Source organism: Mycobacterium sp. E1386 (assembly GCF_001672745.1).
Taxonomy (GTDB): Bacteria; Actinomycetota; Actinomycetes; order Mycobacteriales; family Mycobacteriaceae; genus Mycobacterium.
The window spans coordinates 19,592-43,452 of sequence record NZ_LZKH01000070.1 but is presented as its reverse complement, the minus strand read 5'-3'; the positions used below and the strand labels follow the sequence as shown (position 1 = coordinate 43,452).

Below are 23,861 nucleotides of genomic sequence, written 5' to 3'. Positions count from 1 at the left end.
CGAGGTAACTCGCCGCTGAGGAGTCGGACAATCGAATCGAGTCCACACCGAAAAGCCCCGGGTTCGCCCGGGGCTTTTTCGTTGGCCCGAACGTCACCCTGGTGTGGCGCCCGCCCAACGCGGCCGCATCATTCGCCACATCGGTACCGCTCAAGGACCACCACTCGATCCCCGAATTTGATATCGCGGGCGCTATCGAATTTGGGGCTCGCCTATTGGTTCCGCGCACCTCCTCGCGTCCGGCTTCCCAACTACACTGGCCGCGTGCTCATCGGTTCACATGTCCACAACGACGACCCCCTGGCCGCCGCCCAGGCGGATGGCGCCGACGCGGTGCAGTTCTTCCTGGGCAACCCGCAGAGCTGGAAGAAGCCCAAGCCGCGCGACGACGCCGAGGCGCTGAAGGCGTCCACCATCCCGCTGTATGTCCACGCGCCGTACCTGATCAACGTGGCTTCGGCCAACAACCGCATCCGCATCCCCTCGCGCAAGATCCTGCAGGACACCTGCGACGCGGCGTCGGAGATCAACGCGACGGCGGTGATCGTGCACGGCGGCCACGCCGACGACGACGACATGGAGGCCGGCTTCGAGCGCTGGGTCAAGGCGCTGGACTACCTCGAAACCGAGGTGCAGGTGTACCTGGAGAACACCGCCGGCGGTGACCACGCGATGGCGCGCCACTTCGACACCATCGGCAGGCTCTGGGATCGCATCGGCGACAAGGGAATCGGCTTCTGCCTGGACACCTGCCACGCGTGGGCCGCGGGTGAGGAGCTGATCGACGCGGTGGACCGGATCAAGGCCCTGACCGGACGCATCGACCTGGTGCACTGCAACGACTCGCGCGACGCCGCCGGCTCGGGCGCCGACCGGCACGCCAACTTCGGCACCGGCCAGATCGATCCCGAGCTGCTCGCCGCGGTCGTCAAGGCCGCCGACGCGCCGGTCATCTGCGAGACCGCCGACGAGGGCCGCAAGGACGACATCGCGTTCCTGCGGGAAAAGACCGGCGGCTGAGACCCGGCCCGTGCTTGGTCGGCTCGTAACCCTCCTCCGGGTCGTCCTGCTGGTCGTGAGCTGTTCGCCGGCGCCGCCCTCCGGCTTCGTCACCGGGACCAGCCTGCACCACCTCGAAGTGGGCGGACACGATCGCAGCTACCGGCTCTACGAACCGGCGGGCAAACCCGCTTCGCCGCCGCTCGTCGTCGTGCTGCATGGCTATTCCGGGAGCGCGAGACAGGTCGAAAGGGATTACGGTTGGGACGAATTGGCCGATTCGGCCAAGTTCGTCGTCGCGTACCCGGATGGACTCGAGCGGGCCTGGAACGTCGACGGGGAAGGCTGCTGCGGCCGGCCGGGGCGGGAGGGTGTCGACGACGTCGCCTTCGTCAGCGCGGCCGTCGCCGACATCGCCAAGCACCTCGGCACCGACCCCGCCCGCGTCTATGTCGCCGGCATGAGTAACGGCGCCATCATGGCCTACACGCTGGCTTGCACCACCGACCTCTTCGCCGCGATCGGACCGGTGGCGGGCACCCAGCTCAACCGCTGCCCCAACCCGCGTCCGGTCTCGATCGTGCACATCCACGGCACGGCGGATCGGCTGGTGCCCTACGGCGGCGGGCAGGGCTTCAGCGTGATCAACGGTCCCTCGGTACCCGAGGTGAATGCGTTCTGGCGCAACGTCGATCAGTGCGCGGCCCCGGCGACCACGACGAATGGCCCCCTCAACACGTCGACGGCGGGATGTGCGGGCAGCCGCGGCGTCACGCTGATCACGATCGAGGCGGGGGGTCACGAGTGGCCCCCGTTCGCCGCACGGACGCTCTGGGAATTCTTCGCCGCGCACCCACGGTAACGCCCTATTACACCTCTTGTGCGGCTGTCGGAAAAATGTAACATGAGTGGCATGTCGGATACGCATGTCGTCACCAACCAGGTCCCCCCGCTGGAGAATTACAACCCCGCGACGTCCGCGGTGCTCGTCGAGGCCCTGATCCGCGAGGGCGGGGAATGGGGACTGGAAGAGGTGAACGAGGTGGGCGCGATCGCGGGTGGCCCCGAAGCGCAGCGCTGGGGCGAGCTCGCCGACCGCAACCGGCCCATCCTGCACACCCACGACAAGTACGGCCATCGGGTCGACGAGGTCGAGTACGACCCGGCCTACCACGAGTTGATGCGCACGGCGATCGCCACCGGCATCCACGCCGCGCCGTGGGCCGACGACCGCCCGGGCGCGCACGTGGTGCGGGCGGCGAAGATGTCGGTCTGGAACGTCGAGCCCGGCCACACCTGCCCGATCTCGATGACCTACGCCGTGGTCCCCGCGCTGCGCTACAACCCCGAGCTCGCCGCCGTTTACGAGCCCCTGCTGACCAGCCGCGAATACGATCCCGAACTCAAGCTGGCCACCACCAAGCGCGGGATCACCGCCGGCATGTCGATGACCGAGAAGCAGGGCGGATCCGACGTGCGCGCCGGCACCACGCAGGCGACCCCGAACGCAGATGGCAGCTACAGCCTGACGGGCCACAAGTGGTTCACCTCGGCGCCGATGTGCGACATCTTCCTGGTGCTCGCGCAGGCCCCGGGCGGGCTGTCGTGCTTCCTGTTGCCGCGGGTGCTGCCCGACGGCACCCGCAACCGAATGTTCCTGCAGCGCCTCAAGGACAAGCTCGGCAACCACGCCAACGCCTCCAGCGAGGTCGAGTACGACGGTGCGACCGCGTGGCTGGTGGGCGAGGAGGGCCGCGGCGTCCCCACCATCATCGAGATGGTCAACCTGACCCGCCTGGACTGCACCCTGGGCAGCGCCACCAGCATGCGCACCGGCCTCACCCGCGCCATCCACCACGCCCAGCACCGAAAGGCGTTCGGCGCCTACCTGATCGACCAGCCGCTGATGCGCAACGTGCTGGCCGACCTCGCCGTGGAGGCCGAGGCCGCGACCATCGTCGCGATGCGGATGGCCGGCGCCACCGACAAGGCGTTGCGCGGCGACGACCAGGAGGCGCTGCTGCGGCGCATCGGCCTGGCGGCCAGCAAGTACTGGGTGTGCAAGCGCGCCACCCCGCACGCCGCCGAGGCGCTGGAATGCCTGGGCGGCAACGGATATGTCGAGGACTCGGGCATGCCGCGGTTGTTCCGCGAGGCGCCGCTGATGGGCATCTGGGAGGGCTCGGGCAACGTCAGCGCGCTGGACACGTTGCGCGCCATGGCCACCCGGCCCGAGTGCGTCGAGGTGCTGTTCGCCGAGCTGGCCGAAAGCGCCGGCGCGGACCCGCGACTCGGCGGTCACGTCGAGCGGCTGCGCCACGACCTGACCGACCTGGACACCATCGCGCACCGCGCCCGCAAGGTGGCCGAGGACATCTGTCTGGCGCTGCAGGGTTCGCTGCTGGTCCGCCACGGCCACCCCGCCGTCGCGGAGGCCTTCCTGACCACCCGGCTCGACCGCCAGTGGGGCGGGGCCTACGGCACCATGCCCGCCGGCCTCGATATGGCCCCGATCCTCGAGCGTGCTCTAGTAAAGGGATGACGCACGCGATCAGGCCGGTCGACTTCGACAACCTGAAGACCATGACCTACGAGGTCACCGACCGGGTTGCCCGGATCACCTTCAACCGCCCGGAGAAGGGCAACGCGATCGTCGCGGACACCCCGCTGGAGCTCTCGGCGCTGGTCGAGCGCGCCGACCTCGACGCAGGCGTGCACGTCATCCTGGTGTCGGGCCGCGGCGAGGGGTTCTGCGCCGGGTTCGACCTGAGCGCCTATGCCGACCGCACCGGCTCGGCCGGCGGGACCGGCGCCTACGAGGGCACCGTGCTGAGCGGAAAGACGCAGGCGGTCAACCACTTACCCGACCAGCCGTGGGACCCGATGATCGACTACCAGATGATGAGTCGATTCGTGCGCGGCTTCTCCAGCCTGATGCACGCCGACAAGCCGACGGTGGTCAAGATCCACGGTTACTGCGTGGCCGGGGGCACCGACATCGCGCTGCATGCCGACCAGGTGATCGCCGCCGCCGACGCCAAGATCGGCTACCCGCCCACGCGGGTGTGGGGCGTCCCGGCGGCCGGGCTGTGGGCGCACCGGCTCGGCGACCAGCGCGCCAAGCGCCTGCTGTTCACCGGTGATTGCATCACCGGCGCGCAGGCGGCCGAGTGGGGGCTGGCGGTCGAGGCCCCGGACCCGGCGGACCTCGACGAGCGCACCGAACGGCTCGTGCAGCGGATCGCCGCGGTGCCCGTCAACCAGCTGATGATGGTCAAGCTCGCGCTGAATTCGGCTCTGCTGCAACAGGGTGTGGCCACCAGCAGGATGGTCAGCACCGTGTTCGACGGCGTTGCCCGGCACACCCCGGAAGGTCACGCCTTCGTCGCCGACGCCGTGGAGCACGGATTCCGGGACGCGGTGCGGCATCGCGACGAACCCTTCGGTGACTACGGCCGCCGCGCGTCACAGGTGTAAACCGTGCCCACCATGACGGCCCGGTCGGTGGTGCTCAGCGTGCTGCTGGGGGCCCACCCGGCCTGCGCCAGCGCGAGCGAATTGGTCAGGCTCACCGCCGATTTCGGCATCAAAGAGACGGCCCTGCGAGTGGCGCTGACCCGCATGGTCGGCGCCGGTGACCTGATCCGCTCCGCCGACGGCTACCGGCTCTCGGATCGCCTACTTGCCCGCCAGCGGCGGCAGGACGACGCCATCAACCCGCGGGTCCGGCCGTGGCGCGGGGAGTGGATCACGCTGATCGTGACCAGCGTGGGCGGCGACGCGCGGACCCGGGCCGCCCTTCGAAACGCCTTGCACGGCAAGCGATTCGGCGAACTGCGCGAGGGCGTCTGGATGCGACCCGACAACCTGGGCATCGACCTCGATCCCGAGATCGATGCCCGCGTGCGCGTCCTGCGGGCCCGCGATGACGATCCCGCCCGGCTGGCCGCCCAGCTGTGGGACCTGCCGGCCTGGGCCCGCGCCGGCCACCGGCTGCTCGACGAGATGGCCACCGCACCAGACATTCCCGGCCGTTTCGTGGTCGCGGCGGCGACGGTGCGGCACCTGCTCACCGACCCGGTGCTGCCCGACGAACTGCTGCCGGACGACTGGCCCGGGGCCCGGCTGCGCGCGGCCTACCACGACTTCGCCACCGAGTTGCTCGAGCGGCGGGAACCACTATTTACGGAGGCACAATGAGCGATCCGGTGCGTATCGAGCGCAACGGCCCGGTGACGACGGTGATCCTGAACCGCCCGGCGGCGCGCAACGCGGTCAACGGCCCCACCGCCGCGGCGCTGTACGCGGCGTTCGACGAATTCGACCGCGACGACACCGCGTCGGTTGCCGTGTTATGGGGCGACGGCGGAACCTTCTGTGCCGGAGCGGATCTGAAGGCCTTCGACACCCCCGACGCCAACGCCGTGCACCGCACCGGTCCCGGCCCCATGGGCCCGTCGCGCATGGTGCTGTCCAAACCGGTGATCGCCGCGGTCAGCGGCTACGCCGTCGCGGGCGGGCTGGAGCTGGCCATCTGGTGCGACCTGCGGGTGGCCGAGGAGGACGCCGTGTTCGGGGTGTTCTGCCGGCGCTGGGGGGTGCCGCTGATCGACGGCGGCACCGTGCGGCTGCCGCGGCTGATCGGGCAGAGCCGCGCGCTGGACATGATCCTGACTGGCCGCGGGGTCAAAGCCGACGAGGCGCTCGCGATGGGGTTGGCCAACCGCGTCGTGCCCAAGGGCCAGGCACGGCAGGCGGCCGAGGAGCTGGCCGCCCAACTGGCCGCGCTGCCCCAACAGTGCCTGCGATCCGACCGGCTTTCCGCGCTGCATCAGTGGGGACTTCCGGAATCCGAGGCGATCGACTTCGAGTTCGCCAGCATCTCCCGCGTCGCCGCCGAGGCGAACGAGGGGGCCGGGCGGTTCGCCGCCGGCGCCGGCCGGCACGGGGCCCCCGCAGGCTAGCCGGTCCCTTACGGTGCGAGCCGCACCCTGCCGGGTGGCGTGGGCGGGGCGGGCGGCTCCGGGCCGGCGCCGCTGCCGCCGGGGGATCCGCCCGGCGCCGGTGCAGCGGGCGCCTGCTGTTGCGGTCCCGGTTGCGGCTCCTGCGCCGGGGGTGGCGGCGGTTGTTGCCGTGGAGACGGCGTCGCGACCGGCGCGGGTGGCGTCAGGATCTGTGCTGTCGGCGGCGGGGGCGGCGGAAGCTGCGGCGGGTCCGGCTGGCCGGTTTCCCCCGCGGGGATCACGTGCAAGGCCGATCGCGGCTCCCGAAGATTCGGTTCGTCAGCGCCCGGCAGGGGATTCGCCATGGATTGCAGGGCAGCGATCTTCGGTTGGTTGTTGGGGCAGTAGGCCTCGACTGCGGCGGAGATGAACCGGGCAATGGTGCGCGCGACGCGGTCGGGTGGGTATTGGCCGCCGGCCCCGTTGGCATTGAACGCCCTCTCCCGCATGTCGTCGACGACGCCGTCCGCCGACATGCCGCCATCGAGTTGGCGGCAAATTCTGTGGGCGGTGGCGATGAGGCTCGGCACGTTCTCGAGGGCGGGGATTTGCTTTTGGTTGAGCAGCGCCAAGAACTGGTCATCGGGGTTGGGGTCTGCCGCCGCCGCGCCGTGCGGCAGCATCACGACGCCGGTCAGTACCACAATGGCCGCAACCAGTGCGCGGGCGTGATTGCTGGTACCGGTGAACATGGCTGGCTTCCGTTCTGCTGGCAAAAATCATATGCCCATGGTCTGCCCGCGGCACCTCGACGGCGCGGTATGCGGGTCGTACACCGGGGTGCCAGAGAAGCAGCGGCGCCATGCGCCCCGGCCGCACCGCACCGGGAGATGAAAGCCTTTGTAGCGCAACGGCAAGGCGCGCTACGTTCGCCGGCTAGCCGCCCTTGGTGATGGTGTTGCCGGAACCCAGGTTGTCGACCTTGGGCGCACCGTCTTTGTAGGTGATGGTGTTGTTGAGCCCTACCACGCTGATGCGGGTGTCGACCTTGTCCAGGGTGATCTTGTTGTCCGTGCCGCCGACGGTTACTGTCGCGCAGCTGCCCGTGACCGTCAGGGTGTTGTTCGAACCGCCCACGTTCAGCGACTTGCCGCTGGCGCAGTCAAGCGTCGCGGTGGTGCCCATCGAGCCGTAGTTGAGCGTATTGCCGATTTCGACCGACGCGGTGGTGCTCTCCCCGCTCGACCCCGTGGTCGGGGCCGCCCCGGCGCTCGTCGTGGTCGTGCTGCTCTTCGTTGTCGTGGTCGTGGCACCGCCGGGCGGGTTGGCCGTCGAACTGCACCCTGCAACCAGCATGGCTGCGACGGCCGGCGCCACGGCGAGCGCGGTCAGCCCCGAGGGGCGGTCAAAGATGTGGGCGGACATTGTTTCTCGATCCCCTCGATTCGGATGCTCTTCGGTTTGGGTGGCGATGTGGTGCCGGGTTCAGCCGGGCACCTGCTGGAGCCGGTTGGTCATGCCCAACTCGCGGCCGCGGTCCCAGATGAACGGCGTGCCGTTGTGGTAGAACACCGTCTGGTCGTAGCCGTAGACGGTGATGTCGTGCGAGACCGAATCGGCGACGACGGTGTTGGACGAGCCCATCACCGTGACCGCGTAGCAGTTGCCCAGCGCGGTGACGTTGTTGAAGGAGCCGTTGACGAACAGCGTGGCGTCGTTGCAGTCGAGCGTCTGCTGGATGCCCTGCCCGATGACGTGGGTGTCGCCGTTCTTCGCGTGAGCCGGGGGAGCGGATGCCGCGGCGGCGGTGATGACACAGGTTGCCAGCGACCCGGCGACGGTTGTCCAGTTCACTGCGGGCCCCCTTTTTGACCGGTGGATCTGCTCGATGAGATTACGTCCATCCGGCCATGGCTGAAACGGTTTCGCGGTCGGCGTCAACTAGAGTCATTAGTTAAGCACCACGATCATCGCAAGCGAAGGGCCTCGCCATGGCAGCTCACCCGGAAACGCCGTCGGCGGCCGGGCGCCCGCGGGCGGGAAGAACCGGCTCGCGCCCGGCGAAGCTGAGCCGCGAGGGCATCATCGACGGCGCGCTCACCTTCCTGGACCGGGAAGGCTGGGACGCCCTCACCATCAACGCGCTGGCGATGCAGCTGGGCACCAAGGGGCCGTCGCTGTACAACCACGTCGACAGCCTGGAGGACCTGCGCCGCGCGGTGCGGATCCGCGTCATCGACGACATCATCACGATGCTGAACAGGGTCGGCGAGGGCCGCGCCCGCGACGACGCGGTGCTGGTCATGGCGGGCGCGTACCGCAGCTACGCCCATCACCACCCCGGCCGGTACTCGGCCTTCACCCGGATGCCGCTGGGCGGCGACGACCCCGAGTACACGGCGGCGACCCGGGGTGCCGCGGCGCCGGTGATCTCGGTGCTGTCCTCCTACGGTCTCGACGGCGACGAGGCGTTCCACGCGGCCCTGGAGTTCTGGTCCGCGCTACACGGCTTCGTGCTGCTGGAAATGACCGGTGTCATGGACGACATCGACACCGACGCGCTGTTCTCGGACATGGTGCTGCGGCTGGCGGCGGGCATGGAGCGGCGCGTCGCGCACGGTTAACCGCCGCTTTGACCTGCGAGACCGGCGGCGGGTATTGTGGAGGCTCGTGCCTGGCGGCTTGCGGCGCCTAACCGTAAGGAAGTGGATGCCGGGCGAATTCGCATGTCCACGATGCATCGGATCTTTCTCCGGTGCGCAGCGCGTGCGACACACCCGGCCGCGGGGTAGTGCGGCCGGACATAACTGCAGTACGAAGACTTGAGAACCGCCGACAAACGCATAACACGAACACAGAAAGCCGGTAGATGCCAACGATTCAGCAGCTGGTCCGCAAGGGTCGCCGCGACAAGATCGCCAAGGTCAAGACCGCGGCCCTGAAGGGCAGCCCGCAGCGCCGTGGCGTATGCACTCGCGTGTACACGACCACCCCGAAGAAGCCGAACTCGGCCCTTCGGAAGGTCGCGCGCGTGAAGCTGACGAGCCAGGTCGAGGTCACCGCCTACATCCCGGGTGAGGGCCACAACCTGCAGGAGCACTCGATGGTGCTGGTGCGTGGTGGCCGAGTCAAGGACCTGCCAGGCGTGCGGTACAAGATCATCCGCGGTTCGCTCGACACCCAGGGGGTCAAGAACCGCAAGCAGGCCCGCAGCCGTTACGGCGCGAAGAAGGAGAAGAGCTGATGCCGCGCAAGGGGCCCGCGCCGAAGCGTCCGTTGGTCAACGACCCTGTCTACGGGTCGCAGCTGGTCACCCAGCTGGTGAACAAAGTTCTCCTGCAGGGGAAGAAATCGCTGGCCGAACGCATTGTTTATGGTGCGCTCGAGAACGCCCGCGACAAGACGGGCACCGATCCGGTGATCACGCTCAAGCGCGCTCTCGACAACGTCAAGCCCGCGCTGGAGGTGCGCAGCCGCCGCGTCGGCGGTGCGACCTACCAGGTGCCGGTCGAGGTCCGTCCGGACCGGTCCACCACGCTGGCGCTGCGCTGGCTGGTCAGCTTCTCACGGCAGCGCCGGGAGAAGACGATGGTCGAGCGGCTGGCGAACGAGATCCTGGACGCCAGCAACGGCCTGGGGGCCTCCGTCAAGAGGCGCGAGGACACCCACAAGATGGCCGAGGCAAACCGCGCCTTCGCGCACTATCGCTGGTGATCACGCCGGCATAGTCGCCGGCGCGCACACGACAGCAACCAAGCAATCGAAAGAGTGGGAAGACTTCTGTGGCACAGAAGGACGTGCTGACCGACCTGACCAAGGTCCGCAACATCGGCATCATGGCGCACATCGACGCCGGCAAGACGACGACGACCGAGCGCATCCTCTACTACACCGGTATCAGCTACAAGATCGGTGAGGTCCACGATGGCGCCGCCACCATGGACTGGATGGAGCAGGAGCAGGAGCGGGGAATCACCATCACCTCCGCGGCCACCACCTGCTTCTGGAACGACAACCAGATCAACATCATCGACACCCCCGGGCACGTCGACTTCACCGTCGAGGTGGAGCGCAGCCTGCGCGTGCTCGACGGTGCCGTCGCCGTCTTCGACGGCAAGGAGGGCGTCGAGCCGCAGTCCGAGCAGGTGTGGCGCCAGGCCGACAAGTACGACGTCCCGCGGATCTGCTTCGTCAACAAGATGGACAAGATCGGCGCCGACTTCTACTTCTCGGTGCGCACGATGGAAGAGCGCCTGGGCGCCAACGTCATCCCGATCCAGCTGCCGGTCGGCTCCGAAGGCGACTTCGAGGGCGTCGTCGACCTGGTCGAGATGAAGGCCAAGGTGTGGAGCGCCGAGGCCAAGCTCGGCGAGAAGTACGACGTCGTCGACATCCCCGCCGACCTGCAGGAGAAGGCCGACGAGTACCGCACCAAGCTGCTGGAGGCCGTCGCCGAGACCGACGAGGCGCTGCTGGAGAAGTACCTGGGCGGCGAGGAGCTCACCGTCGAGGAGATCAAGGGCGCCATCCGCAAGCTGACCATCAGCTCGGAGGCCTACCCGGTGCTGTGCGGCAGCGCGTTCAAGAACAAGGGCGTGCAGCCCATGCTGGACGCGGTCATCGACTACCTGCCCTCGCCGCTGGACGTGCCGCCGGCCGTCGGCCACGCCCCGGGCAAGGAGGACGTCGAGGTCATCCGCAAGCCGTCGACCGACGAGCCGTTCTCCGCGCTGGCCTTCAAGGTCGCGACGCACCCGTTCTTCGGCAAGCTCACCTACGTCCGGGTGTACTCGGGCAAGGTCGACTCCGGCAGCCAGGTCATCAACTCCACGAAGGGCAAGAAGGAGCGGCTGGGCAAGCTGTTCCAGATGCACTCCAACAAGGAGAACCCGGTGGAGACCGCCTCGGCGGGTCACATCTACGCGGTGATCGGCCTGAAGGACACCACCACCGGCGACACCCTGAGCGACCCGAACGACCAGGTCGTGCTGGAGTCGATGACCTTCCCCGACCCGGTCATCGAGGTGGCCATCGAGCCCAAGACGAAGAGCGACCAGGAGAAGCTGTCGCTGTCGATCCAGAAGCTCGCCGAGGAGGACCCGACGTTCAAGGTGCACCTGGACCAGGAGACCGGCCAGACCGTGATCGGCGGGATGGGCGAGCTGCACCTGGACATCCTGGTGGACCGCATGCGCCGGGAGTTCAAGGTCGAGGCCAACGTCGGTAAGCCGCAGGTGGCTTACAAGGAGACCATCAAGCGGGCCGCGAACAACGTCGAGTTCACCCACAAGAAGCAGACGGGTGGCTCCGGCCAGTTCGCGAAGGTGATCATCAACCTCGAGCCGTTCGCGGGCGAGGACGGTGCGACCTACGAGTTCGAGAACAAGGTCACCGGTGGGCGCATCCCCCGGGAGTACATCCCGTCGGTGGACGCCGGTGCGCAGGACGCCATGCAATACGGTGTGCTGGCCGGCTACCCGCTGGTGAATCTGAAGGTCACGCTGCTCGATGGCGCCTTCCACGAGGTGGACTCGTCGGAGATGGCGTTCAAGATCGCCGGTTCGCAGGTGCTGAAGAAGGCTGCGCAGCAAGCCCAGCCGGTGATCCTGGAACCGATCATGGCCGTCGAGGTCACCACGCCCGAGGACTACATGGGCGACGTGATCGGCGACTTGAACTCCCGCCGTGGCCAGATCCAGGCCATGGAGGAGCGGAGCGGTGCACGCGTCGTCAAGGCGCACGTGCCGCTGTCGGAGATGTTCGGCTACGTCGGCGACCTGAGGTCCAAGACCCAAGGCCGGGCGAACTACTCCATGGTGTTCGACTCGTACGCCGAAGTGCCGGCGAACGTGTCGAAGGAGATCATCGCGAAGGCGACGGGTCAGTAAACCTGCACGCGGAGTAATCTTGCCGGGTCATTGCAAAGCCTTGGGCGCGGCACAACTGAAAACACCAACACTGCTTTAACGAGCACCAACAGTCCAGGAGGACAACGAAGTGGCGAAGGCGAAGTTCGAGCGGACGAAGCCGCACGTCAACATTGGGACCATCGGTCACGTTGACCACGGCAAGACGACGCTGACCGCGGCTATCACCAAGGTTCTGCACGACAAGTACCCGGACCTGAACGAGTCCCGCGCGTTCGACCAGATCGACAACGCTCCCGAGGAGCGTCAGCGCGGTATCACGATCAACATCTCCCACGTGGAGTACCAGACCGACAAGCGGCACTATGCCCACGTCGACGCCCCGGGTCACGCCGACTACATCAAGAACATGATCACCGGTGCGGCCCAGATGGACGGCGCGATCCTGGTGGTTGCCGCCACTGACGGCCCGATGCCGCAGACCCGTGAGCACGTGCTGCTCGCGCGTCAGGTCGGGGTGCCCTACATCCTGGTCGCCCTCAACAAGGCCGACATGGTCGACGACGAGGAGCTGCTGGAGCTCGTCGAAATGGAGGTCCGCGAGCTGCTGGCCGCCCAGGAGTTCGACGAGGACGCCCCGGTGGTTCGGGTCTCGGCGCTGAAGGCGCTCGAGGGCGACGCCAAGTGGGTCGAGTCGGTCGAGCAGCTGATGGAGGCCGTCGACGAGTCGATCCCGGACCCGGTCCGTGAGACCGAGAAGCCGTTCCTGATGCCGGTGGAGGACGTGTTCACCATCACCGGTCGTGGCACCGTGGTCACCGGTCGTGTCGAGCGCGGCGTGATCAACGTGAACGAGGAAGTCGAGATCGTCGGTATCAAGCCGACCAGCACCAAGACCACCGTCACCGGTGTGGAGATGTTCCGCAAGCTGCTTGACCAGGGACAGGCCGGCGACAACGTCGGGCTGCTGCTGCGTGGTATCAAGCGCGAGGACGTCGAGCGCGGTCAGGTCGTCGTGAAGCCCGGCACCACCACGCCGCACACCGAGTTCGAGGGCAGCGTCTACATCCTGTCCAAGGACGAGGGCGGCCGGCACACGCCGTTCTTCAACAACTACCGTCCGCAGTTCTACTTCCGCACCACCGACGTGACCGGCGTGGTGACGCTGCCGGAGGGCACCGAAATGGTGATGCCCGGCGACAACACCAACATCTCGGTCAAGCTGATCCAGCCCGTCGCCATGGACGACGGTCTGCGGTTCGCGATCCGCGAGGGTGGCCGCACCGTCGGCGCCGGCCGGGTCGTCAAGATCATCAAGTAGGTCCAGTTCGCCGTAGAGCCCGGGCTGCCGATTTCGGCGGTCCGGGCTTTACGCGTTTTACCGGGCCGGCTGTTGACGATTCCGCTACGATTCCGGGACAAGGGAGTCGGGGGAGAAAGGGCCGGGAGGTTCGGATGTCCTTCGTATTCGCGACGCCCGAGTACGTCGCCGCCGCGGCGTCGGATCTAGCCAGGATCGGCTGGACGATCACTTCGGCGAACTCGATGGCGCTGGGACCGACGTCGAGCGTGCTGGCACCGGGTGCCGACGAGGTGTCGGCCGGGATCGCGTCGCTGTTCGACGCGCATTCCCAGGTCTACCAGGCGCTCAGCGCTCAAGCCGCGGCGTTTCACAACCAGTTCGTGCAGCTGATGAACGGCGGCGCGGCGCAGTACCTCGCCACCGAGGCCGCCAACACCACGCCCCTGCAGTCGGCGGCGGCCCCCGCGTCGGTCGCGGCGCAGCTGCCCGCGGCGTCGGCCGCGGGTGGTTCGGCGCCGGGCGTACCGGCCGCACCCCTGATGTCGGCGGTCGCGCCGGCCTCGGCGATCGCCGGCGCGCAGGCACCGGTCAGTCAAACGGCAGCCGCGGTTACCACCGGGCCTGCGGCGGTGGCGGCCCCGGCCACCACATCGGCGACGCCGGTGCGGATGGTGACTCCCGCCTACGGCCCGGCCACCGCACAGCCCGCGGCTAGTGCGCCGGCGCCGGTCAATCCGCTCGCCTCGACCCCGGCGCAGGTGGAGACGCCGCAGGCGGCCGCGGCCCCGGCGATGCCGGTATCGACCGGCACGCCGGTGAAGATGGTGTCGGCTCATTCGCCCACCGCTCCGACGTCGGCGGAGTCTTCGGCGCGCCCGGCGCCGACGCTCATACCCAAGGTGGACTGACGCCCGTCCGGTTTGCGTGTATGGCGCGCGCCGCGACAGCGCGAGAGCTAACCTGACACCCAAAATCCCAGCAAGGGTAAGGAGAACTCGTGTTGGCGCGCTACCTGAAGGCACAGTTGGTGGTTTTGCTGTGCGGCGGCCTGGTCGGCCCGATTTTCTTGATCGTCTACTTCACCCTCGGGCTCGGCAGCCTGCTGCAATGGATGTTCTACGTCGGACTGCTCATCACCGTGGCCGACGTGCTGATCGCGCTCGCGTTGGCCAACTACGGGGCGAAGTCCTCGGCCAAGAATGCGGAGCTGGAACAGAACGGGGTGCTGGCGCTCGCTCAGATCACCGGTGTCACCGAGACGGGGACGTGGATCAACAACCAGCAGGTGGTCAAGGTGCACCTGCACATCTCCGGGCCAGGGGTCCTGCCGTTCGACAGCGAGGACCGGGTGATCGCGAGCGTGACCCGGCTCGGCAACCTCAGCGCCCGCAAAGTGGTGGTGCTGGTCAACCCCACCACCAACGAATACCGAATCGACTGGGAGCGAAGCGCGTTGGTCAACGGCCTGGTGCCGGCGCAATTCACCGTGGCCGAGGACAACAGGACCTACGACCTGAGCGGGCAGGCCGGCCCGTTGATGGAGATCCTGCAGATCCTCAAGGCCAACAACGTTCCGCTCAACCGGATGGTCGACATCCGGTCGAATCCGGCGCTGCGCCAGCAGGTTCAGGCGGTGGTGCGCCGCGCCGCCGAACAACAGGCGCCCGCCGCGCAGGCCGCCCAACCTGCCGCCGCCGCGGGGCCGGCACCGGTGGTGACGCCCCCGCAACCGTCGATCGCTCAGCGGCTCCAGGAGCTCGAGACGTTACGCGCCAGCGGCGCGCTGACCGACGAGGAGTACAACAGCCGGCGGGCCCAGATCATCTCCGAAATCTGATCGGCGGGCGACTTAGAACAGGTTTCAGTTCCGCTGCTAGCCTGACTCCGTGACTGGATCACTGCAGGGGCGGGTGGCTTTCATTACCGGCGCCGCCCGCGCCCAGGGCCGTTCGCACGCGGTGCGGCTGGCCCGGGAGGGCGCCGACATCATCGCGCTCGACATCTGCGCCCCGGCGTCGAAGAGCCTGACCTACCCGCCCGCGACGCCGGAGGACCTCGCCGAGACCGTCCGCCTGGTGGAAGCCGAGGGCCGCAAGGTGTTGGCCCGCGAAGCCGACATCCGGGACGACGCCGCACTGCGCCAACTGGTGGCCGACGGCGTCGAACAATTCGGGCGGCTCGACATCGTGGTGGCCAACGCGGGAGTCCTGAGTTGGGGCCGGCTTTGGGAGCTGACCGACGAGCAGTGGGACACGGTGATCGGGGTCAACCTGACCGGCACCTGGCGCACGCTGCGCGCCACCGTGCCCGCCATGATCGAAGCCGGCAACGGGGGTTCGATCGTGGTGGTCAGCTCGTCGGCGGGGCTGAAAGCCACTCCGGGCAACGGGCATTATTCGGCCAGCAAGCACGGACTCACCGCGCTGACCAACACCCTCGCGATCGAGCTCGGCGAATACAACATCCGGGTCAACTCCATCCACCCCTACTCGGTCGACACCCCGATGATCGAGCCGGAGGCGATGATGGAGATATTCGCCCGCCATCCCAGCTTCGTGCACAGCTTCCCCCCGATGCCGTTGCAGCCCAACGGCTTCATGGCACCCGACGAGGTGGCCGATGTCGTGGCGTGGCTAGCCGGCGACGGGGCGGGCACGGTGACCGGCACGCAGGTCCCCGTGGACAAGGGCGCCTTGAAGTATTGACCGGCGATCGTGGTATGAACTCCACGTGACCGCTAGCAAAGGAATAGTGATCGTCGGTGGCGGTCTGGCCGCCGCCCGGACCGCCGAGCAGCTCCGCCGATCCGAGTATGCCGGCCGCGTCACGATCGTCAGCGACGAGGTGCACGTGCCCTACGATCGCCCGCCGCTGTCAAAAGAGGTGCTGCGCAAAGAGGTCGACGACGTGGCCCTCAAACCGCGCGAGTGGTACGACGAGAACGACATCACCCTGCGGCTGGGTGCGGCCGCCACCAGCCTGGACACCGCGGCGCAGACGGTGACGCTGGCCGACGGGTCCGTGATCGGCTACGACGAACTCGTCATCGCGACCGGCCTGGTGCCGCGGCGCATCCCGACGCTGCCGGATCTCGAGGGCATCAGGGTGCTGCGCACGTTCGACGAGAGCATGGCGCTGCGTGAGCACGCGTCCGCGTGCCAGCGCGCCGTCATCGTCGGCGCCGGCTTCATCGGCTGTGAGGTGGCGGCCAGCCTACGGAGCCTCGGGGTGGACGTCGTGTTGGTTGAGCCGCAGCCGACGCCCCTGGCATCCGTGCTCGGCGAGCGGATCGGCGAGCTGGTCGCGCGCCTGCACCGCGCGGAGGGGGTCGACGTGCGCCTCGGTGTCGGGGTGGCCGAAGTGCGCGGCGACGAGCGGGTGGACACGGTGGTGCTGACCGACGGTACCGAGCTCGCCGCGGACCTGGTGGTCATCGGCATCGGATCCCGCCCCGCCACGGGCTGGCTCGAGGGCAGCGGCATCGCGGTCGACAACGGCGTGCTCTGCGACGAGGCCGGACGGACCAGCGCACCGAACGTGTGGGCGCTCGGTGACGTCGCCTCCTGGCGCGACGCGACGGGACATCAAGCGCGCGTGGAACATTGGAGCAACGTCGCCGACCAGACCCGCGTGGTGGTGCCCGCGATGCTGGGACGGGACGTGTCGTCGGCGGTGGTCGTCCCGTACTTCTGGAGCGACCAGTACGACGTCAAGATCCAGTGCCTCGGAGAGCCCGAGGCCACCGACTCCGTCCACCTCGTCGAAGACGACGGCCGCAAGTTCCTGGCGTATTACGAGCGCGACGGCGTGCTGGTCGGGGTGGTGGGCGGCGGGATGCCCGGCAAGGTCATGAAGGTGCGCGCCAAGATCGCCGCCGGTGCGCCCATCTCGGACGTGCTGGGCTGACTTTGGCGGGTAAAGGCGTTGGGCTACAGCCGTTCTCGCCCGTCCGGCGGCTCACAGCCAGCGCACCGGCGGGCCATGCGGATGGCATTCGCCGAGAATCTCGAGGTCGCCGCCCGGCCAGCGGCGCGCCCGCACCAAGAACCGGATCGGTGAGTCGGGCCGGTCACGCGCCGGCTCCAGGGTGAGGTGGACGAACGGCGACCGTTCATCCGCCTGCTCGCCCAGCGCGCGAACGCGCGCGCGGACGGTCTCCCGCTCCTCGTCGGACAGGTATTGCCAGGTGATGGAATGCCACAGCACCGTCAGCGCGCCCGCGGCCAGCGTCAGGCCGGCGACCGCGTCGGCGGCCGTCTGGCGCTCCAGCCCGGCCGGCACCCGCCTGGCGACCTCGATGGCGCCGCGCAGCCGCTCGAGCCGGGCGCTCTGATCGGGCCACACGTAGCTCAACACGGTGAGCTCCCCGTCGGCCCCGGTGACGTCGATGGGTGCGATGTCATAGCCGCGCCGCTCGACGATCCGCACCCGGCCGTGCGGCAGCGCGCCGCGCCACGCGTCCTCGATAATCACCGGCGAATCACCCGGTCCCCACTGGCCGCCGGCGAAGCGGTAACCGTAATGATCCCCGCGCAGGTTCAGCCCCGCGCTTGATCCGATCTCGAAAAGCCTTATCGGCAGGTCGAATTCACGGTTGACGCCTAACAGGCCACCGATCAGCGCGGCGGACCGCCCGACCTCGTTGGTCTGGGGCGGTTGCCGCAACGCCGCCCGCAGCGCCTCGGAGTGGGTGATCGCGACGTCCTTGATCTCCGGCCACGCCGAGTCGGCGTCCCAGCTGCCCCCGGTGCTGGGGTACCAACGGCGCAGGTGCGCCGCCCGGCCGTCGAGCACCAATCGGTGCAGGCCGCCGAGCAGTCGCAGCGGCACCGCAAGGCGCGACGGGGCGTCCTCGTGCCCGGACAAGATGGCGGCGAAGACGCCGTCGGCGGCGACGTCGCTGGCCACCAGCTCGAAAAGCTCCCCATACATCGGTGAGCCCGAGCCGGCACAGAACCGCCCCTGCGCGTGCAGGGTGTGCAGCAGGTGGTCGCCGGTCACCGATCCAGCCTGTCCAGTCCGGCGCCGACAACGTCAAACGCGTTGCCCAGCGCGGTCGGGAGTGGAACGGACTCGTCACCCAGCCAGTGCTCGTAGGCCGACAGCGCCACCGCGAGCATGGTCCAGGCGGCGGTTTGGGGCACCAGGTCGGTCGTCTTGCGGTCCGACCGGCGGGCCACGAAATCGGCGATCACCTCCCGCCAGCCCGCGTACATCGTCATCGAATAGGCCTGCAGTTCGGCCGTCTGCAGGATCACTCGCATGCGCTGGCGGTGCCGTGCGGTCTCGGACTCGTCAAAGGTGTTGAACGCCAACAGCGCATCGCGCAGGGCCTGGCCCAGCGGCACCCGCGGATCGACGTTGTCGAGCAAGTCGCGCAGGTGCGCGAGGTGGGTGTCGAAGTCGCCCCAGGGGATGGCGTTCTTGGACGCGTAGTAGCGAAACAGCGTCCGCCGCGAGATGCCCGCGGCCTGCGCGACGTCGTCGACACTGACCTCGGCGAAGCCGCGGGCGCTGAACAGTTCGATGGCCACGTCGGTGATCTGGTGCGGAGTCGTCGAGCGGCGACGGCCCACCCGTGGCTGCGGCACCATGACACCCCGCCCTTCCATTTCGGCACTCGATGCCATATTCTGACGAAGCTTGTGACTCGATCCCCATCGTTGTCAAGAACCGACGAAAGGCAATGACCCGTGGACCACGAAACCGAGACCGAAACCCAGCTCGTCGCCGAGACCCTGGTCGAAGAGGTGTCCATCGACGGCATGTGCGGGGTCTACTGACCCGCGTGTTCGACCCCGACCGCGGCTGGCGGTTGCACCCACAGGTGGCGGTCCGCCCCGAACCGTTCGGGGCGCTGCTCTACCACTTCGGCACCCGCAAGCTGTCCTTTCTCAAGAACCGCACCATTCTGACGGTGGTGCGGTCGCTGGCCGACCATCCCGATGTGCACTCCGCCTGCCGAGCGGCGGGTGTGGACGACTCGGGTGAGGCGCCGTACTTGCACGCGCTGGGCGTGTTGGCCGATTCGAAGATGTTGGTACCTCAGGAGGTTCCATGACCGCCGGACTGGCCAGAGTGCCGCGGCTCATCGAGCAGTTCGAGAGCGGGCTGGATGCACCCATCTGCCTGACGTGGGAGTTGACGTACGCCTGCAACTTGGCGTGCGTGCACTGCCTCTCGTCCTCGGGTAAACGGGACCCGCGGGAGCTGTCCACCCGGCAATGCATGGACATCATCGACGAGCTCGAACGCATGCAGGTGTTCTACGTCAACATCGGCGGCGGGGAGCCCACCGTGCGCCCGGACTTCTGGGAGCTGGTCGACTACGCCACCGCGCACCACGTCGGGGTGAAGTTCTCCACCAACGGGGTCCGCATCACCGAAGAGGTCGCCGCCCGGCTGGCGGCCAGCGACTACGTGGATGTCCAGATCTCGCTCGACGGGGCCACCGCGGAGGTCAACGACGCGGTCCGGGGCCCGGGATCCTTCGACATGGCCGTGCGCGCGCTGGAGAACCTCGCGGACGCCGGCTTCGCCGACGCGAAGATCTCCGTCGTGGTCACTCGGCACAACGTCGACCAGCTCGACGAATTCGCCGCGCTGGCAAGCCGTTACGGCGCCACCCTGCGGATCACCCGGCTGCGTCCCTCGGGCCGGGGCGCGGACGTCTGGGAGGACCTGCACCCCACCGCCGAGCAGCAGGTGCAGCTGTATGACTGGCTGGTGGCCAAGGGGGAGCGGGTGCTCACCGGCGACTCCTTCTTCCATCTGTCGCCGCTGGGCTCCTCGGGCGCGCTGGCCGGCCTGAACATGTGCGGCGCCGGCCGGGTGGTGTGCCTGATCGACCCGGTGGGCGACGTGTATGCGTGCCCGTTCGCCATCCACGACCGCTTCCTGGCCGGAAACGTGTTGACCGACGGGGGATTCGACAACGTCTGGAAGAACGCACCGCTGTTCCGTGAGCTCCGCGAACCGCAGTCCGCGGGCGCCTGCGGCAGCTGCGATCACTACGACGCCTGCCGGGGCGGCTGCATGGCGGCCAAGTTCTTCACCGGCCTGCCGATGGACGGGCCGGATCCCGAATGCGTCCAGGGCCACAGCGCGTCGGCGCTGGCCCGCCGGCGCGAGACGCCGCGCCCCCGCGCCGACCATTCCCGGAAGTCCGGCGGCCCCGTACTCCTGAAACTGTCCCGGCCACCCGCGCGGCTGTGCAACGAAAGCCCCGTGTGATCATGGCCGGCCAATGGTTCGAAACCGTCGCCATCGCGCAGCAGCGCGCGAAGCGGCGGCTGCCGAAATCCGTTTACTCGGCGCTGCTTGCGGGCAGCGAAAAGGGCGTCACCGTCTCCGATAACGTCGCGGCGTTCGGTGAACTCGGATTCGCCCCGCACGTGGTGGGTGCGCAGGAAAAGCGCGACCTATCGACTACCGTGATGGGACAAGATATTTCGATGCCGGTGCTGATTTCGCCAACCGGTGTCCAGGCGGTCGATCCGGACGGTGAGGTCGCGGTCGCGCGGGCCGCGGCGGCGCGGGGGACGGCGATGGGCCTGTCCTCCTTCGCCAGCAAACCGATCGAGGAGGTCATCGGCGCCAACCCCAAGATCTTCTTCCAGGTGTACTGGCTGGGCGGGCGTGACGCGATCGCCGAGCGGGTGGAACGGGCGCGCCAGGCCGGGGCGGTCGGTTTGATCGTCACCACCGACTGGTCGTTCTCGCACGGGCGCGACTGGGGTAGCCCCCAGATCCCCGAAGCGATGAACCTGCGGACCGTCCTGCGGCAGTCTCCGGAAGCGGTCTTCAAGCCCCGCTGGCTGTGGAAATACGGCAAGACGCTGCGCCCGCCGGACTTGCGGGTGCCCAACCAGGGGCGCCGCGGTGAGCCCGGCCCGCCCTTCTTTGCCGCCTACGGCGAGTGGATGGGTACGCCGCCCCCGACGTGGGAGGACATCGCTTGGCTGCGCGAGCTGTGGGGCGGCCCCTTCATGCTCAAGGGCGTGATGCGTGTCGATGACGCGAAAAGGGCTGTGGATGCCGGGGTTTCGGCAATTTCGGTGTCGAACCACGGAGGTAACAACCTCGACGGCACGCCGGCCTCCATCCGCGCCCTGCCGGCGGTGGCCGCCGCGGTCGGCGATCAGGTCGAGGTGCTGCTCGACGGGGGCATCCGCCGCGGCAGCGACGTCGTGAAGGCCGTGGCGCTCGGGGCGCGCGCGGTGATGATCGGCCGCGCCTACCTGTGGGGCCTCGCCGCCGCCGGCCAGGCGGGCGTGGAGAACGTGCTCGACATCCTGCGTGGGGGGATCGACTCGGCGCTGATGGGTCTGGGCCACGCCAGCGTCCACGACCTCGGCCCGGACGACATCCTGGTGCCGCCCGGCTTCACCCGGGCGCTGGGTGTCCCGTCCGCCGGGCACGCCTGATCAGCTAATCACCGATATCCCGGGCAAATTTGTCCAGAATGCTCGCCGGCCTTGAAACGGTGGTACACGCGGGGTATCCGTGACGAACGAGCACAAATATCGAACCCCTGATGAACCAGTCAGAAAAAAATAGTTTTCAACAGACAACAATTGGTGCACGCCAGGTGAATTCGTCCTACCATCACCGAGTGCCCGTACTCGGCGAATTGGCGATGGCGACGTCAAGCCAGCTATCGGGTAGCTCGCCGTCGATATTGATCCCGCTTGGGTCGACCGAACAGCACGGTCCGCACCTGCCATTGGACACCGACACCCGGATCGCCACCGCGGTCGCCCGCGGGGCCCGGGCCGGTCTCGAAGCGCGCCTCGGGCCCGAGTGGTTGCTGGCGCCGGCCATCGCCTACGGGGCCAGCGGCGAGCACCAGAGTTTCGCCGGAACGATATCCATCGGCACCGAAGCCCTGACGACCCTGCTGGTGGAGTACGGCCGGTCGGCCGCCAGCTGGGCCAACCGCCTGGTCTTCATCAACGGCCATGGCGGCAACGTCGCGGCGCTGACCGCGGCGGTGGCCCGGCTGCGGGCCGAGGGCCGCGACGCCGGCTGGTGCCCATGCCTGGCCGACGGCGGCGATGCTCACGCCGGGCACACCGAAACCTCGCTGTTGCTGCACATCTCGCCGGGTGACGTGCTGACCGACCGGTGGCTCACCGGCAACCGGGCGCCGCTGCCGGAATTACTCCCCTCCATGCGGCGCGGGGGAGTCGCGGCGGTCAGCCCCGTGGGCGTGCTGGGGGACCCGACCACCGCGACCGCTGCCGAGGGCAAGCGCATCCTCGCCGAGATGGTCGACGGTGCTGTCCGGCGAGTGACCCGGTGGTCGCCCGGGCGCGACAGGATGCTTACATGACGGCGGCCCGGCTACCGGATGGCTTCGCCGTCCAGGTCGATCGTCGGGTGCGGGTGCTCGGCGATGGCTCGGCGCTGCTCGGTGGCTCGCCGACCCGGCTGCTGAAGCTGGCGCCGGCCGCACAGGACATGCTGTGCGACGGCCGGCTGAAGGTCCGTGACGACGTCAGCGCCCAGTTGGCCCGCACCTTGCTGGACGCCACGGTGGCACATCCGCGGCCGGCGGGCGGGCCGTCGCATCACGACGTCACCGTGGTAATTCCGGTGCGGGACAACCTTTCCGGTGTGCGGCGCTTGGTGAGCTCGCTGCGCGGCCTGCGGGTCATCGTGGTGGACGACGGTTCCTTCCCGCCGATCGAGCCCGACGACTTCGTCGGCGCGCACTGCGACGTCGAAGTGCTGCGGCACACACGCTCCAGGGGACCGGCCGCCGCCCGCAACACCGGGCTGGCCGCCTGCAGGACCGACTACGTCGCGTTTCTGGATTCCGACGTCGCGCCGCGGCGCGGCTGGCTGGAGGCGCTGCTCGGGCACTTCTGCGATCCCACCGTCGCCCTGACCGCGCCGCGCATCGTCGGGTTGTCGCAGAGCGAAAATGTGGTGGCCCGCTACGAGGCGGTGCATTCGTCGCTCGACCTCGGCGAGCGCGAAGCGCCGGTGCTGCCCCACAGCCAGGTGTCCTACGTGCCCAGCGCGGCGATCATCTGTCGGTGCTCCGCCCTGCGCAGTGTCGGCGGGTTCGACGAGACCCTGCAATCCGGTGAGGACGTCGACCTGTGTTGGCGGCTCATCGAGGCCGGCGCCCGGCTGCGCTACGAACCCATCGCGGTGGTCGCCCACGACCACCGCACCGAACTGCGGGATTGGCTCGCGCGCAAGGCGTTCTATGGCGGATCGGCCGCCCCGCTGTCGGTTCGCCATCCGGACAAGACGGCCCCGGTGGTGATCTCCGGCTGGGCGCTGATGACCTGGATCCTGGTGGCGTTCGGGACCAGCCTGTCCCAGCTGGCATCCGTCGTCGTCGCCGTCCTGACCGGTCGCCGGATCGCCAGGGCGATGCGGGGCGCCGAGACGTCGATCGCGGACGTGGCGGTGATCGCGACCCGCGGCCTGTGGTCGGCGGCGCTGCAGCTGGCGTCGGCCCTGTGCCGGCACTATTGGCCGGTCGCGCTGCTTGCCGCCACGGTGTCGCGACATTTCCGACGCGTCGTGCTGGTCGCGGCGATCATGGACGGCGTGGTGGACTGGCTGCGACGCCGCGACGCCATCGGCGACGATGCCGAACCGATCGGCCTGCTGACCTATCTGTTGCTCAAGCGGGTCGACGACCTGGCGTACGGCCTCGGGTTGTGGTGGGGCGTGGTGCGGGAGCGCAACCTGCGGGCGCTGAAACCCCAGATTCGCAGCTAGCCGCGA

Annotated in this window: 26 protein-coding genes; 21 read left to right on the top strand and 5 right to left on the bottom strand. The window is 68.6% G+C overall.

Features of this window, described 5'->3' with window-relative positions:
* The first annotated feature begins 264 nt into the window (after positions 1-264).
* Genes A5709_RS07330 through A5709_RS07305 form a run of 6 tightly spaced genes read left to right on the top strand, consistent with a single transcriptional unit; the run spans position 265 to position 5,963 of the window.
* Positions 265-1,020, top strand: coding sequence for a deoxyribonuclease IV (locus A5709_RS07330; RefSeq protein ID WP_068011655.1), 756 nt, complete (start codon positions 265-267; stop codon positions 1,018-1,020).
* Between the two features lie 10 nt (positions 1,021-1,030).
* Positions 1,031-1,861, top strand: coding sequence for a PHB depolymerase family esterase (locus A5709_RS07325; RefSeq protein ID WP_068011654.1), 831 nt, complete (start codon positions 1,031-1,033; stop codon positions 1,859-1,861).
* A 51-nt stretch (positions 1,862-1,912) separates the two neighbouring features.
* Positions 1,913-3,541, top strand: a complete 1,629-nt coding sequence (locus tag A5709_RS07320; protein WP_068011653.1) for an acyl-CoA dehydrogenase family protein — start codon at positions 1,913-1,915, stop codon at positions 3,539-3,541.
* Complete coding sequence (locus tag A5709_RS07315) at positions 3,538-4,476, top strand: crotonase/enoyl-CoA hydratase family protein (RefSeq protein ID WP_067944852.1); 939 nt, start codon at positions 3,538-3,540, stop codon at positions 4,474-4,476. Before A5709_RS07320 ends, A5709_RS07315 begins: the two co-directional genes overlap by 4 nt.
* A gap of 3 nt (positions 4,477-4,479) precedes the next feature.
* The gene (locus A5709_RS07310; protein WP_068119128.1) at positions 4,480-5,199 is read left to right on the top strand and encodes a PaaX family transcriptional regulator C-terminal domain-containing protein; all 720 of its coding nucleotides are present in this window, start codon (positions 4,480-4,482) and stop codon (positions 5,197-5,199) included.
* Positions 5,196-5,963, top strand: coding sequence for a crotonase/enoyl-CoA hydratase family protein (locus A5709_RS07305; protein WP_068119123.1), 768 nt, complete (start codon positions 5,196-5,198; stop codon positions 5,961-5,963). Before A5709_RS07310 ends, A5709_RS07305 begins: the two co-directional genes overlap by 4 nt.
* 8 nt (positions 5,964-5,971) lie before the next feature.
* Here A5709_RS07305 and A5709_RS07300 read toward each other — a convergent pair whose 3' ends face one another.
* The 3 genes from A5709_RS07300 to A5709_RS07290 all read right to left on the bottom strand — a co-directional run bounded on the left by A5709_RS07300 (position 5,972) and on the right by A5709_RS07290 (position 7,796).
* Positions 5,972-6,694: a DUF732 domain-containing protein gene (locus tag A5709_RS07300; RefSeq protein WP_067944849.1), complete on the bottom strand. Its 723-nt coding sequence runs from the start codon at positions 6,692-6,694 to the stop codon at positions 5,972-5,974.
* A gap of 184 nt (positions 6,695-6,878) precedes the next feature.
* Positions 6,879-7,367, bottom strand: a complete 489-nt coding sequence (locus A5709_RS07295) for a DUF3060 domain-containing protein (protein ID WP_067944848.1) — start codon at positions 7,365-7,367, stop codon at positions 6,879-6,881.
* A 60-nt stretch (positions 7,368-7,427) separates the two neighbouring features.
* Positions 7,428-7,796 carry a DUF3060 domain-containing protein gene (locus tag A5709_RS07290; protein ID WP_067944847.1) on the bottom strand — a complete coding sequence of 123 codons (369 nt, stop codon included), beginning with the start codon at positions 7,794-7,796 and terminating at the stop codon, positions 7,428-7,430.
* 137 nt (positions 7,797-7,933) lie between these two features.
* Here A5709_RS07290 and A5709_RS07285 point away from each other — a divergent pair, with 137 nt between their 5' ends.
* From A5709_RS07285 to A5709_RS07245, 9 genes are all read left to right on the top strand, one after another.
* A complete protein-coding gene (locus A5709_RS07285) occupies positions 7,934-8,566 on the top strand; it encodes a TetR/AcrR family transcriptional regulator (protein WP_067944846.1) in 633 nt (210 codons plus the stop codon).
* A gap of 245 nt (positions 8,567-8,811) precedes the next feature.
* Positions 8,812-9,186, top strand: a complete 375-nt coding sequence (rpsL, locus tag A5709_RS07280; RefSeq protein WP_007167812.1) for a 30S ribosomal protein S12 — start codon at positions 8,812-8,814, stop codon at positions 9,184-9,186.
* Complete coding sequence (gene rpsG, locus A5709_RS07275; RefSeq protein ID WP_007167813.1) at positions 9,186-9,656, top strand: 30S ribosomal protein S7; 471 nt, start codon at positions 9,186-9,188, stop codon at positions 9,654-9,656. Before rpsL ends, rpsG begins: the two co-directional genes overlap by 1 nt.
* Before the next feature lie 68 nt (positions 9,657-9,724).
* Entirely contained in the window at positions 9,725-11,830 is a 2,106-nt protein-coding gene (gene fusA / locus A5709_RS07270) for an elongation factor G (RefSeq protein WP_082953480.1), read from the top strand.
* A gap of 109 nt (positions 11,831-11,939) precedes the next feature.
* Positions 11,940-13,130: an elongation factor Tu gene (gene tuf / locus A5709_RS07265; RefSeq protein ID WP_066951944.1), complete on the top strand. Its 1,191-nt coding sequence runs from the start codon at positions 11,940-11,942 to the stop codon at positions 13,128-13,130.
* A gap of 134 nt (positions 13,131-13,264) precedes the next feature.
* A complete protein-coding gene (locus A5709_RS27260; protein ID WP_082953479.1) occupies positions 13,265-14,020 on the top strand; it encodes a PE family protein in 756 nt (251 codons plus the stop codon).
* Between the two features lie 89 nt (positions 14,021-14,109).
* Positions 14,110-14,949, top strand: coding sequence for an SHOCT domain-containing protein (locus tag A5709_RS07255; RefSeq protein WP_068119120.1), 840 nt, complete (start codon positions 14,110-14,112; stop codon positions 14,947-14,949).
* Positions 14,950-14,998: 49 nt separating this feature from the next.
* Entirely contained in the window at positions 14,999-15,817 is an 819-nt protein-coding gene (locus A5709_RS07250) for a mycofactocin-coupled SDR family oxidoreductase (RefSeq protein ID WP_082953478.1), read from the top strand.
* A 25-nt stretch (positions 15,818-15,842) separates the two neighbouring features.
* The gene (locus A5709_RS07245; protein WP_067944843.1) at positions 15,843-17,018 is read left to right on the top strand and encodes an NAD(P)/FAD-dependent oxidoreductase; all 1,176 of its coding nucleotides are present in this window, start codon (positions 15,843-15,845) and stop codon (positions 17,016-17,018) included.
* 51 nt (positions 17,019-17,069) lie between these two features.
* Here A5709_RS07245 and A5709_RS07240 read toward each other — a convergent pair whose 3' ends face one another.
* Positions 17,070-18,113: a DUF2332 domain-containing protein gene (locus A5709_RS07240; protein ID WP_068011650.1), complete on the bottom strand. Its 1,044-nt coding sequence runs from the start codon at positions 18,111-18,113 to the stop codon at positions 17,070-17,072.
* Positions 18,110-18,706 carry a mycofactocin system transcriptional regulator gene (gene mftR, locus A5709_RS07235; RefSeq protein WP_197501063.1) on the bottom strand — a complete coding sequence of 199 codons (597 nt, stop codon included), beginning with the start codon at positions 18,704-18,706 and terminating at the stop codon, positions 18,110-18,112. The genes A5709_RS07240 and mftR overlap by 4 nt, the downstream gene beginning before the upstream one ends.
* Positions 18,707-18,805: 99 nt before the next feature.
* Here mftR and mftA point away from each other — a divergent pair, with 99 nt between their 5' ends.
* The 6 genes from mftA (at position 18,806) to mftF (ending at position 23,855) form a co-directional block, all read left to right on the top strand.
* The gene (gene mftA, locus A5709_RS27940; protein WP_040621348.1) at positions 18,806-18,895 is read left to right on the top strand and encodes a mycofactocin precursor MftA; all 90 of its coding nucleotides are present in this window, start codon (positions 18,806-18,808) and stop codon (positions 18,893-18,895) included.
* A gap of 5 nt (positions 18,896-18,900) precedes the next feature.
* Complete coding sequence (gene mftB / locus A5709_RS07225) at positions 18,901-19,173, top strand: mycofactocin biosynthesis chaperone MftB (RefSeq protein WP_231588695.1); 273 nt, start codon at positions 18,901-18,903, stop codon at positions 19,171-19,173.
* On the top strand, positions 19,170-20,345 hold the full coding sequence (gene mftC / locus A5709_RS07220; RefSeq protein WP_067944839.1) for a mycofactocin radical SAM maturase: 1,176 nt from the start codon (positions 19,170-19,172) through the stop codon (positions 20,343-20,345). The genes mftB and mftC overlap by 4 nt, the downstream gene beginning before the upstream one ends.
* A gap of 2 nt (positions 20,346-20,347) precedes the next feature.
* On the top strand, positions 20,348-21,538 hold the full coding sequence (mftD, locus tag A5709_RS07215) for a pre-mycofactocin synthase MftD (protein WP_068011649.1): 1,191 nt from the start codon (positions 20,348-20,350) through the stop codon (positions 21,536-21,538).
* Positions 21,539-21,702: 164 nt separating this feature from the next.
* Positions 21,703-22,446, top strand: coding sequence for a mycofactocin biosynthesis peptidyl-dipeptidase MftE (gene mftE / locus A5709_RS07210; RefSeq protein ID WP_068119118.1), 744 nt, complete (start codon positions 21,703-21,705; stop codon positions 22,444-22,446).
* Positions 22,443-23,855, top strand: coding sequence for a mycofactocin biosynthesis glycosyltransferase MftF (gene mftF / locus A5709_RS07205; RefSeq protein ID WP_068119116.1), 1,413 nt, complete (start codon positions 22,443-22,445; stop codon positions 23,853-23,855). Before mftE ends, mftF begins: the two co-directional genes overlap by 4 nt.
* Positions 23,856-23,861: the final 6 nt, after the last annotated feature.